Below are 10,992 nucleotides of genomic sequence, written 5' to 3'. Positions count from 1 at the left end.
GGAGCCGGATTTGAACCGACGACCTTCGGGTTATGAGCCCGACGAGCTACCAGGCTGCTCCATCCCGCGCCTGTAAATTGTCAGCTAAATGAAGTCGGGGACCGACGACCTTCGGCTTTTTAGGCTTAACGAGTCCGACGAATGATTTATCATTCTGCTCCATCCCGTGCCTGTGATTCGAATAAAAAATTCGAAATTTACTCCTTGAAAAACAAGGTTTTTAAACCTGCTTTTTGAAGAGGTCGCCATAATATAGGATTAAATTATAAATGCAAGCATTTGCTTGCAAAAACCGTCCAACCGCTCAAATATCAACCAAAATGATATATTTAGCTACGGTGATGCGGCGTGATCAATTTTTGCCATTGCCAATCGGGATGGCCCATCACAATAAAGTCAGGGTTTTCTGTTATCTCTCGCTGATTGTATGTAAGCGGATTAAATTCTGCATCCGTGATACAACCTCCCGCTTCTTCGACAATCACTTGTGAAGCACCGGTGTCCCACTCACCTGTTGGACCAACACGCATAAAACAATCAGCCTTCCCCTCGGCAACAATACAAGCTTTCAGTGAACAAGAGCCCAGCGCAATCGTATCAAAGTGGCTATTCAAATATTGGCTTACCGCTTCTATTTTTTGTCGTCTACTCACTGCTAATGTCAAACTTTGCGGGGGCGCAACATAGATCTGATGTTGCTCCTCATCTGAGCGCTTGAAAGCGCCATTGCCTTTAGTTGCATAGTAAGTAATATTTTTTGACGGCCAATAAATGACCCCGAGCACCGGCTGATTATTCTCAACCAAGGCAATATTCACCGCAAAATCACCACTTTGTAGAATAAACTCCCCCGTGCCATCCATAGGATCGAGTAGCCAATAGCGCTGCCATTGCTGTCGCTGTGATAATTCTGGAATGGGCGTTTCTTCTGACATAATGGGGATATCGGGCGCAATTTTTCTAAGACCCGCTACGAGTACTTCATTGGCTGCTAAATCGGCTGCAGTAACTGGCGTATGGTCTGACTTTTCGCGCTCACCAATGTCATCATTCTGATAAATTTCCATGATCACATCACCTGCTTGTTGTGCGAGTGAAATGCAAGGCTCTAGCAGTGTGTGCATATTAAACCTCCTGGGCTAAATGCTGTTGCAACAATAATAGTGCTGCAACACTGCGTGCTTCCGTAAAATCACTTTGCGTTAGTAATGATTGCCAGTCATCTAACGGCCATCTTACGGTCACTAAAGGTTCTGGTTCATCTCCTTCAAGCTGTTCTGGATAAAGCCCTTTCGCCACCAAGATATGCATTTTTGCATTGAAATAACTCGGCGCTAACGATAACGTTTTGAGATCGCAGAAATGCTCCGCACCAAAACCAACTTCTTCTTTTAACTCTCGATTGCCAGCTTCTATTGGGGTTTCCCCGGGATCAATCAGCCCTTTGGGAAAACCCAGCTGATAATTGTGCGTTCCTGCACAATATTCTCTCACTAATAATAGCTCATTTTCTGCCGTTAATGGCACTATCATGACCGCACCTCGGCCACCACCACGAATGCGTTCATACTGACGCTGTTCACCATTTGAAAACTCTAATTGCAGGGACTCTACGGTGAATAAACGGCTTTTTGCTGTCACTTCACAGTGTATGATTTCCGGTGGTGTTGGATGCTTTTTCTGTGACATAAGATTTTATTTGTTATCATGACTATTAAACTTATCATAAAGCCTTTAAAGACAAATGCCCATGCTAAATTGGTCTGAAATTGACACCGTTCTGTTTGATATGGACGGCACCTTACTCGATTTACACTTTGATAGTCACTTTTGGCTGCAAGTTATTCCACAAGAGCACGCCAAAAAACAAAATATCTCTTTCGAAGAAGCCAAAGCGGATATCCTAAAACGCTATGAAGCCGTGCAAGGACAAATTCAATGGTACTGCCTTGATTACTGGCAAGCGCAATTAGACTTACCAATTATGGCACTTAAAAGAGAGATCCAGCATTTGATCTCGCTACGCGAAGATGTACCAGAGCTTTTAGAAGCGCTCAAAGCGGCTGGAAAAGAGCTGATTATTCTTACCAATGCCCACCCTGATAGCTTAAGTTTAAAGGTCGAGCTTGCTGATTTTGCGCATTACTTTGATTGTTTGGTGTCAACCCACGAATATGGTGTCAGTAAGGAAAGCCAAGATTTATGGCACAAAGTACAGGCGGACTTAAAATTTGATAAACAGCGAACGCTGTTTGTTGATGACAGCTTAAGCGTGCTTAATGCAGCACGCGAGTATGGCATCGGCCACCTACTTGCTGTCGCGAATCCAGACAGTAAGCAGCCTGTAAACACGATTACAGACTACTTATCGATTACCGACTATAGAAGGTTATTACCTATTACTTAGGCCTCACTTGGGTAACGCGCTTGCAAACCCGCATACACATTTTTAGCAAAGTCTGGGTGCTCTGTATCTAGGCTTTTAACCACTTCAACCAAATGCTCATTATCTTCTTGACCGTTCCATACCTTGATATAGCTGCCTTCTTTGTAACCATGATCTTGGCGGAAGAAATTAAGGGTGTTTTTACCAACATAACCACGGTATAGATCATCAATGTCCATACCTATTTGTTGCATGCAACCTGCGAACGCTTTGCCGTTAAATTGCTTATCTGCAACGGCACTCGCAGCGAGTACTTCGAGTGTTTGCTTGAAATCAGTTTCTGCTGCTGGTTGGCTAAGCTCCGCTGACAGCTGCTCTGCTAGCGCTTCATAGCTGGTTGTACCATCAATACGTAGTGATAAGCCGAAGTGGAAAATATCCACCAGCTCTAAAATAACTTGCTCTGTATCAGGTACTTGTTTTTTCCACCACTTCCAACCGTAGTGATCAAGCATTTCAGCACACTCAACCCAAATTGCACGATACCATTCAAAACCTTGGTTAAACCATTGCTCATGCACCTTAGTGTTCATGGCATTTTGCATTTCTAACATCACGACTAGCTTAGTGATATTGGCTGACATTGCGCTCTCTCTTTATTGTGTGAAAAGATCTGTATCATACCCCACTCAAAGGGGGGTTCACAGTTTCATAATATGTTTTGTTGGCTCTAATCGGTGACTAACGCTAGCGATTCTCCAAACGGTTATAGTCAAATAATCCGTATTCAATACCTCGATATTGCTTCGCTACGCTATGCAGTAAGTCGCTATATTGCCAAAATTGCGGGTGCGTGCGGCGTATAGCAAATTGTGAAGTCAATCGTTGGTAATCGGCTTCACTGCGCACTTTGTTCAATCGTTCGATAAAAGCATGAGCGTTTTTATCATCGGCTAAGTACCAAATTACTTCTGGGTAATCGCCAATAAAACCAGGCACCAGCGTTGCGGTATCTTCATCATAAGCTCGCTGCCCTTCTTCATTGAGCAAACTAGAAATATTGTAGTGCGCATTATGGTGTATCAAAGTAAAAGCGCGGTGCTCACCATTCGTTTGCCTTTGCAAGATAAAGGACACTTGTGGCAACAAATTAATCGCTTCACTAGGCAAATGATTCAGCTGCGCTAAGTCAACTTCAATCGACTGATAATTGTAACGGTTATTCAATACTGGCTGTAACCTCGCTTTAATTTTTTCATATAACTCCGCTTTAGGATCATCCGTTACGAACTCAATACCTGTTGGTGCAGCAAGTAAACTCTTGCGATTGATAAATTCGCTTAAGCTGACATGTGACTTACGATACCAATGATTTTTTATTTGTTGTCTTACATGTTGCGGCAGCATGTTGATGAAGTTTTGTTCACCTTCAAGGCGTAAAAAGTCCATATACAACCTAGTCACCAGTTGGTGACCAATATTGCCATACACGTCAAAGCCCGCCACTAGCAAATAATGAATACGTTCAAATAAGGCATAATCCAGTAGCCACATAGTTTTTGGTGGCTGACCAACAAATCCTTTAACGACGGTAGCACTGTCAAAATGGCGGAATACGGTTAATGCAGCATTATCGTTATACCCCTCACCTTGCCAAATCAAATCCATATTCAATCGTTTACCATCGGCAAGTAACTCATTCGCGAGCTTAGTTTTAGCTTGCAGATATTCATGTTGGCGATTGGCATACTTTACCCAGCTCGCCAAAGGCAAGACATTACTTTGCTCAGCAGCTGGAAGCGCTAAATCATCTTCATGACGCAGCAAAAGCTCGCTAACCGCCGGCAAGCTATTTTTATCTGGGTCAACAAAGGCGACCCAAAATTGATCGTTGATCACATTGAGTGCAATTTGACCACGACACACAGGTCCCTTAATAAAACCATTAATGATCAGCTGAGCCTCGTCCAACATAAACTGATATTTAGACTTTACAGGTATTGCTGCAAACGTTTTAAATGGGTTGGAAGCTTCCTTAGGTGCGTAACTTGGCAAGCTATCAACCTGATAATCAGCTTGCATAAATTGTTTATCCAAACGCGCTAACTTTGTCTCGGTTAATGCCAATGGCATGTGCGTTTTTGCCAGTATGGTGCTGCGTTCATGCATCAAGCGATAGTAAACGCGCTCTGCATGTGGGTCATCGTATGGGCGCCGAGTGCCAATAAGTTTAATCGGACTACCTGGCGGTGTGCTTGAACGCACGAGTTTGAAAAAGCTTGGCCGCGCACTGCTATTTTGCTCTGGAAAGTAAATGTTAGCCAAATACCAATGCTCATAAATATAGCGAGCCGCTAATTGCGCCTTGAGCGCATCTTGATTTAGAAATAGCTCCCACTTTGCCACTGCTTGCCTTTCAGCAGCGATAGGTTCTGGGATCTGAGCCATTTTGGCGCCACCTTTGAGCCAACTTTCAATTTGCTTAAACTCGCTGCGCTCTAGTGCTGGTAGGCCATAAGGCATACCCGCATGCGGCTGACTTTTTGCGTATCCAGCAAACTCATCCATATTCGGACAACTTTGTGTTCTGTCGAGCGAAAAGTCGAACTCTTTGCCAAGTAACCCTTGCTCAGGAAAGGGTTTACTCATTTTCAATAACAAAGCATTGTAGAGCACACTACCAGCTAAATTAGCCTGTTCGCTTTGCTGGCGTTCATTCAGCACAGGCGTAAAGTCTTTTGCACGCCATTGCTCTGTGGACGTAGCATCAAATAGTAAGCGAGAAGGCGCTTGCGCAAGCAATCGTGTGCCATCATACACTCGCTCTTTGGTTAAACCTCTATCTATCCCCTCTGGCGAGGACAGTTTCAGCTGACAAGGTGCATCATAGCAGCCATGGCAGACCACACAGCGCTGTTCAATTATAGGTTTAACCAGCTGTAAATAATCGCTACCATTTGATTGAAAATGATTGACCTCACGCGCCTGAACGCTTTGCTGTCCATAAAGTTCATCATATTGGCTAAATCCCAATGCCATACATCCAGACAATACCAATACACTGCATATTAGCCACCAAGCGCGCTTATCCATTTAGCTCTCCTCTTCTTCGCCCAAATCAAACGTTGGCATCATTTCCATCGGCGGAGATATAAATACGGTACTTTCATCTAGGCTCAAAACAGCACTCAGAACAGGGCCATGATTGAGAATAAGCTGAGCCTGGTGCTCACCATCAATTGCTTGAGCATATTGGCTTTGCTCTGCAGTCAGTTGATAATCGTTGAGGTTAATGCTGATATTTTCATCCACTTTGGGATTTTGGCACAAATGGGCAAGTAAAGTTTCATCGAGAGTCACTTGTAATGTGACGTCTGGTTGCGACATATCTCTTTGCTCAAGATGCTCATCCAACAAAAAAAGCGGCAGATTCAGCGGGGTGTTCTGTGATAATTCCATAGTCTACAACGAGGGTGAATTTAATAGATGAGCACATACTAGCATACATTCAAGCTTTCATACGCCTGTAGGTAAGGAGCCTACCTTCTCAGTAGGCTCAACTTTTCAAGCTACCAGGGAAGTGTTTCTCCATTGGCGTGCCAAAACCCCCCCGTGTTATCAAGATTAAGCGCTTCGATCCGAGTGATTAAACGTTCTGCGGCTTGTTGTGGTGAGATATCCCCCGCAAAGTTAACCATTTGAGTTTGCACAAAACCCGGGTGAAACAGCCCCACTGAAATCTGCTTAGCTTTTAGCTCGTGCGCTAAACTGACGCTAGCCGCATTCAAGGCGGCCTTGGACATGCGATAGCCGATATAGCCTCCTGAGCCATTATCTTCAATCGACCCCATGCGGCTGGTTATCATCGCTATCTTACTGTTGGCCTGAAGCAAAGGTAATAATGCATGAGCCACTCTTACAGGTGCGATTGCATTAATTTGCAGCTGCCTTTCTATCGCGCTGAAATCCATATTCGCCATGGTCTCATTACTAAAAATGCCGGCATTGTTGATCAAGATGTCTATTTTGTCTCCAGCTAATTTCTCCGTCAGCGTATTCACCTGCAGCTCGTTGCTCACATCCACACCAGCAAGAACGCGAATACCAAGCGCATCAAGTTCAGGCGAAGCCTTGCGCACAATCGCGGTGACTTTGTCGCCTTGTGCTTTAAACTGTTTACAAAACTCCAACCCAATACCTCGGTTTGCACCTGTCACAATCACATGTTTACTCATTTATGCCGCTCCTTACAGTTTAGTCTGCTCAAAAATACCGTATATTTACTTACGCCGAGTCTCTCACATTTAGTCGCTTCTCTGCTATGCTCTGATAAAGCCACAGCTAAATATACGATATGCTCAGATATTTTTGCCTTGTTGTCATTGTATTTATATCAAGTGTACTGCATGCAAAACCTTATGTGATCAATGCCAGTGAGGGTTTAGACTACCAACTTGGCAAAGAAAAATTACGCGAGGTCATGGAGGCAATATACGCACCGCTAGGGATCAAACCTGAAATCGTTTATCTGCCAAGTCGCCGAGGCCTACAGCAAGTAAACAAGGGCATATTAGATGCCGAGGCAGGTCGCATTGATCTCGCCGTCAAGCAATACACCAAGCTCATACCTGTGCCAGAGCCTCTTTCAAGGATAAGACTTCATATTTTCTGTATCCAGGCAAACGAGTGTGCTTTAAATAAAAACGTCGGTGTTCTTACGATTAAAGGGAGCTTAATGGCAGAGCAGTACTGTAAAAACAGGCGCTTGATGTGCAATATTGTGGCAAATGACCACTCTGCATTTACCGCTTTAAAAAAACAACATGCTCCTGCAATTATCGCCAACAACCGTTTCGCAGTCGGCACATTATGCTCGTCTGGATTGCAAAAAATATATATAAAGTCTCTAACAAAGCCATTTACCATATATCACTATGTGAGTGAAAAGCACGCAAACTTAGTTCCCAAACTAACCGCATCTATTCAACACTTAATGCAAACTAATACAATACAAGGCACATTTCAAAGCTTAGCCGATGCGGCAAAGTCATGTGACATAGAAATCATTGATTTGGACCAACCGAGCGCTTGAAACAACACTCACTGGCTAGAAAGTAAAGGTAACATCTTTGGCGCTGAGCCTAGCTTATTTGAGATAAAGCCCAGCCGCCAAATTTTCAAATCACGGCTGCTGAGATAACCATCTTTTTACCGCAGTTCTAGGATAAAGCACTTCTTTAAACAAACGGTGTCGCTCAAATTCCAGCGCTTTTTCCTGGCTCGGTAGCCCAGATTGGATCTGGTTATGATGGGTGTTAAAGCGTGCGATGAGATTAAATTTCTGTGCACTGCTATTTTTTACTCTCTCCAAGTGAGATTGCAGATAGTGCCTCACATCATCTGCGGTCATTAAACCCATTGCATCTAAGTTCATTAGCTCTTTTTTTAGTGTTGAACGAATACCCATATTGCTTAGCTCCTCGTCATAGATTGCAACAATCAACTCATTCAAATTCGGCAGCAAGATACACGCCAAATACTGCAATCACATTAAAGACCTCAAATTCTCTTAAAAAGTTTCGTCGCTTATCGCAACATCACGGTATACTAACGCAAAGGTTTGAGAGGTAAGATAATGTTTGAAGAGCAACCGGAATATATTGAAATTGAGCTGGAAGAAGAGCCCATAGAGCTTTGCAACCTTTTGAAAGTTTTAGATTTAGCTGAAACTGGTGGACAAGCAAAAGCGCTCATTGGTGAAGGTTATGTCGTAGTGAATAATGAAGTGTGTACCGTGAAAAGAAAAAAGCTTTATAGTGGTGACACGCTACATTTTGATGACGAGTACTTCCAACTCACACTTGCTGATGGTGTTGAACCAACCCCGCGCGCCGTGTCCACCCCAGTGCAAGAGGCACCAACTCAGCGCAAAAAGCGCAATAGAAGTCGTAAAAATAAAAAAGATGCGAATACCGGACGAAAACCAATTTCATTTGGCTGATAAGCCTCATCTTGGACGCTTTGATTATTAGCTCTAAACTGGTATTTTTATGACGCTGAAAGGCTTTCAAATACAACGCATGCCGTTCCTCGACCTTTCACGCAAGAACTAGGCGCACTATATGCTCCTTTAACCCGTTCAGAATAAAAGGAAGATTATGTCTATTTGGTTTCGCCCTATCGATCTGGCATTTTGTAAATCGCTAGATGAAGGTATTCATGGCAAAGGTTCATTGATGAAAAAGCTTGGCATTGAGGTGACTGAAATTGGTGATGACTATATGGTAGCAACCATGCCAGCAACACCGGAACACCATAACCCATTAGGTATGGTGCATGGCGGTGCCAATGTTGCCTTAGCAGAAACCGTGGCAAGCTACGCCGCTAACTTTGTTGTCGACTTTGAACGCTACTACTGTGTTGGCCAAGAGATCAACGCCAACCACCTTAAAGCATCTAGAGATGGCATATTAACAGCAACAGCGAAACCATTTCATCTCGGAAAAAGAAGCTCGGTATGGGATATACAGATCACCAACGCTAAAGGTGAATTATGCTGCATTTCTCGTATGACCGCAGCCGTTGTTGAGCGCGCTAGTTCACATACCTAGCAAGGATTTGATCGTACACACCATTACTTCGTATAGCTTCTAATCCGAGGTTAAAGCGGCTAATGATCTCTTGTGCATAGGGGTGTGTGCGATTCACCCCAAGATGCAGTGGCCAACTCACCAAAATTGGGTAGTGAAGCTTGAGCTTGGCATACTCGGGAATCTTTGACACTTCATAGTTGAATGCCAATGCATCAGCAATGGCAAAGTCGACACGACCTTTACTGAGCAACTCTAAACACGCATGCAGGTTCAGCACATCAATCACACGTAACTGTTCAATATTTTGTAACAGCTCATGATAGGCATATCCTCTGATCATAGCAATACTTTTAAAGCGTAAACTTTGTGCCCCTCGAAATACCATTTTACTCTCTCGCTGACCCACAATTGCTAACTCATTATGAAAATAAGGCTTACTGAATAACATGGTTTTATCGCGCTGTTCCGTCCACCACAGCGCCACTATTAAATCTACTTCTTGACTCTCAACTAACAACATCATTCTGCTAAATGGCGCGATTTTTACGTCAAACTCAATTCCTTGGGACGTGAATGCAGCATCCAATATTTCAGGCACCAAACCACTGCCATCTTCATTAACGTAAGGTGGCCATGGATTGTGCCCCCCTGTTAGCTTCATTATTTCCATACTGGCATTGACATAAGACGCCGCGAGCCATAAACATGCGATTATCCACTTCACTGTGCACCTGCAAATAATTCTCTTAATGCAAAGAGTTTAGTCCAATTCACCTCCAGCACCGACTTCGTTTAAGACTTCGTTTAATTTTTTGCACTGCACATACAGGTTAATAGACCTGACACACAAAGTGTGTAGAGGCCCACGTATGACTTTGTTATCATGCGCACATTAGAATAAAAATAGCTTACATATGGATCAAATAGATACGCTAGTGATTGGTGCAGGCGTGATTGGCTTAGCCTGCGGTGCAAAACTCAGTACCCAAAGCGACGTATTAGTCATTGAGCAACAGGCTCAGTTTGGCGAACATACCAGTAGCCGAAACAGCGAAGTGGTCCATGCGGGTATCTACTACCCAACCAATAGCCTCAAAGCACAGCTTTGTGTTCAAGGAAAATCGTCCCTTTATCGACATTGTCAAAAATATAATGTGCCAGTTAATAAGATTGGTAAGTTATTAATTGCAAATGGTGAGCAAGAAATCGAAAAGTTACACGCACTCTATCAACAAGCGGGTGAGAATGGCATGCCTGACTTGCACTTTATGAATCGCAGCGAGCTTGAGGAAAAAGCCCCCCAAATCAGAGTGCAAGAAGCACTTTGGTCTCCTTCAACAGGGATCATAGATAGCCACCAATTAATGCTTTCTTACATTCACCAAATAGAAAGTAATGGCGGCCAATACGTAGGTAATACACGGTTTTTGTCTGCACACTTTGATGGTCATCACTTTATCGTCTCGCTAGAGTGCAGCGGTGAAATATTCACCCTTCAATGTAAGCACCTGATCAACGCCGCAGGATTATTCGCTCAGCAATGTGCTCAAAACATAACTGAGCTTGCTTTAGAGCATATTCCTAAGCTTTATTTCTGTAAGGGTCAATATTTCAACTATCAAGGAAAGCACCCATTTAAGCACCTGATCTACCCGATGCCAGAACAGCATGGATTAGGTATACACGCCACTTTAGATTTAGCTGGCCAGCTCAAGTTTGGGCCCGATACTGAGTTCGTGGATAAACTCGATTACGCGCCCAGCGAACATAACAAGGCAAACTTTGTAAACGCAATTTCACGTTACTGGCCAACAATCAATGAATCGAGATTACATGCTAGCTATAGCGGTATAAGGCCCAAGTTACATCACTCTGGCGCACAAGATTTTGTGATCCAAGATAGCCAAACTCATGGACTATCAGGCCTTATCAATCTATTTGGCATCGAGTCACCTGGGTTAACAGCCAGCCTTGCGATTGCCGATCGTGTCGCAGAAAAGCTTCTTTCGTGAG

General features: G+C 43.6%; 13 protein-coding genes. 5 read left to right on the top strand and 8 right to left on the bottom strand.

What is annotated here, in order from left to right; genetic code table 11:
* Positions 1–329 precede the first annotated feature (329 nt).
* Complete coding sequence (gene cysQ / locus ACW689_RS20210; protein WP_476294093.1) at positions 330–1,124, bottom strand: 3'(2'),5'-bisphosphate nucleotidase CysQ; 795 nt, start codon at positions 1,122–1,124, stop codon at positions 330–332.
* A gap of 1 nt (position 1,125) precedes the next feature.
* Complete coding sequence (gene nudE, locus ACW689_RS20205) at positions 1,126–1,689, bottom strand: ADP compounds hydrolase NudE (protein WP_476294092.1); 564 nt, start codon at positions 1,687–1,689, stop codon at positions 1,126–1,128.
* Positions 1,690–1,750: 61 nt separating this feature from the next.
* On the opposite strand from nudE, the gene yrfG reads away from it, so the two are divergent.
* Positions 1,751–2,407, top strand: coding sequence for a GMP/IMP nucleotidase (gene yrfG / locus ACW689_RS20200; RefSeq protein WP_476294090.1), 657 nt, complete (start codon positions 1,751–1,753; stop codon positions 2,405–2,407).
* On the opposite strand, the gene ACW689_RS20195 is transcribed toward yrfG, so the two are convergent.
* The 4 genes from ACW689_RS20195 to ACW689_RS20180 form a co-directional block, all read right to left on the bottom strand.
* Entirely contained in the window at positions 2,404–3,030 is a 627-nt protein-coding gene (locus ACW689_RS20195) for a dUTP diphosphatase (RefSeq protein ID WP_476294089.1), read from the bottom strand. The two genes, yrfG and ACW689_RS20195, sit on opposite strands and share 4 nt — an antisense overlap.
* A gap of 103 nt (positions 3,031–3,133) precedes the next feature.
* A complete protein-coding gene (locus tag ACW689_RS20190; protein ID WP_476294087.1) occupies positions 3,134–5,479 on the bottom strand; it encodes a fatty acid cis/trans isomerase in 2,346 nt (781 codons plus the stop codon).
* Positions 5,480–5,845: a hypothetical protein gene (locus tag ACW689_RS20185; protein WP_476294085.1), complete on the bottom strand. Its 366-nt coding sequence runs from the start codon at positions 5,843–5,845 to the stop codon at positions 5,480–5,482.
* Positions 5,846–5,955: 110 nt separating this feature from the next.
* Positions 5,956–6,621 (bottom strand): SDR family oxidoreductase, encoded by a 666-nt coding sequence (locus ACW689_RS20180; RefSeq protein ID WP_476294083.1) that lies wholly within the window; start codon positions 6,619–6,621, stop codon positions 5,956–5,958.
* A gap of 119 nt (positions 6,622–6,740) precedes the next feature.
* Between ACW689_RS20180 and ACW689_RS20175 the strand changes: the two genes are divergently transcribed.
* Positions 6,741–7,478, top strand: a complete 738-nt coding sequence (locus tag ACW689_RS20175) for a hypothetical protein (RefSeq protein ID WP_476294082.1) — start codon at positions 6,741–6,743, stop codon at positions 7,476–7,478.
* A gap of 90 nt (positions 7,479–7,568) precedes the next feature.
* On the opposite strand, the gene ACW689_RS20170 is transcribed toward ACW689_RS20175, so the two are convergent.
* On the bottom strand, positions 7,569–7,910 hold the full coding sequence (locus ACW689_RS20170) for a hypothetical protein (RefSeq protein WP_476294080.1): 342 nt from the start codon (positions 7,908–7,910) through the stop codon (positions 7,569–7,571).
* Positions 7,911–8,021: 111 nt separating this feature from the next.
* On the opposite strand from ACW689_RS20170, the gene ACW689_RS20165 reads away from it, so the two are divergent.
* Together ACW689_RS20165 and ACW689_RS20160 are read left to right on the top strand one after the other, a co-directional pair.
* Positions 8,022–8,387, top strand: a complete 366-nt coding sequence (locus tag ACW689_RS20165) for an RNA-binding S4 domain-containing protein (protein ID WP_476294078.1) — start codon at positions 8,022–8,024, stop codon at positions 8,385–8,387.
* 157 nt (positions 8,388–8,544) lie between these two features.
* Positions 8,545–8,997, top strand: coding sequence for a PaaI family thioesterase (locus ACW689_RS20160; RefSeq protein WP_476294076.1), 453 nt, complete (start codon positions 8,545–8,547; stop codon positions 8,995–8,997).
* Here ACW689_RS20160 and ACW689_RS20155 read toward each other — a convergent pair.
* Complete coding sequence (locus ACW689_RS20155; RefSeq protein ID WP_476294075.1) at positions 8,981–9,703, bottom strand: substrate-binding periplasmic protein; 723 nt, start codon at positions 9,701–9,703, stop codon at positions 8,981–8,983. The genes ACW689_RS20160 and ACW689_RS20155 overlap by 17 nt on opposite strands.
* A gap of 190 nt (positions 9,704–9,893) precedes the next feature.
* Between ACW689_RS20155 and ACW689_RS20150 the strand changes: the two genes are divergently transcribed.
* Positions 9,894–10,991: an NAD(P)/FAD-dependent oxidoreductase gene (locus ACW689_RS20150; RefSeq protein WP_476294074.1), complete on the top strand. Its 1,098-nt coding sequence runs from the start codon at positions 9,894–9,896 to the stop codon at positions 10,989–10,991.
* Position 10,992: the final 1 nt, after the last annotated feature.

Source organism: Pseudoalteromonas sp. ABE4_541, from assembly GCF_056312285.1.
The sequence above is the reverse complement of the archived record's forward strand: the minus strand, read 5'-3'. Positions and strand labels throughout refer to the sequence as shown.

Excerpts from the sequence above, each read along its gene's own strand:
- cysQ (WP_476294093.1), bottom strand. The coding sequence starts at position 1,124 with ATGCACACACTGCTAGAGCCTTGCATTTCACTCGCACAACAAGCAGGT.
- ACW689_RS20175 (WP_476294082.1), top strand. The coding sequence starts at position 6,741 with ATGCTCAGATATTTTTGCCTTGTTGTCATTGTATTTATATCAAGTGTA.
- ACW689_RS20195 (WP_476294089.1), bottom strand. The coding sequence starts at position 3,030 with ATGTCAGCCAATATCACTAAGCTAGTCGTGATGTTAGAAATGCAAAAT.
- nudE (WP_476294092.1), bottom strand. The coding sequence starts at position 1,689 with ATGTCACAGAAAAAGCATCCAACACCACCGGAAATCATACACTGTGAA.
- ACW689_RS20150 (WP_476294074.1), top strand. The coding sequence starts at position 9,894 with ATGGATCAAATAGATACGCTAGTGATTGGTGCAGGCGTGATTGGCTTA.
- yrfG (WP_476294090.1), top strand. The coding sequence starts at position 1,751 with ATGCTAAATTGGTCTGAAATTGACACCGTTCTGTTTGATATGGACGGC.
- ACW689_RS20190 (WP_476294087.1), bottom strand. The coding sequence starts at position 5,479 with ATGGATAAGCGCGCTTGGTGGCTAATATGCAGTGTATTGGTATTGTCT.
- ACW689_RS20185 (WP_476294085.1), bottom strand. The coding sequence starts at position 5,845 with ATGGAATTATCACAGAACACCCCGCTGAATCTGCCGCTTTTTTTGTTG.
- ACW689_RS20160 (WP_476294076.1), top strand. The coding sequence starts at position 8,545 with ATGTCTATTTGGTTTCGCCCTATCGATCTGGCATTTTGTAAATCGCTA.
- ACW689_RS20165 (WP_476294078.1), top strand. The coding sequence starts at position 8,022 with ATGTTTGAAGAGCAACCGGAATATATTGAAATTGAGCTGGAAGAAGAG.
- ACW689_RS20180 (WP_476294083.1), bottom strand. The coding sequence starts at position 6,621 with ATGAGTAAACATGTGATTGTGACAGGTGCAAACCGAGGTATTGGGTTG.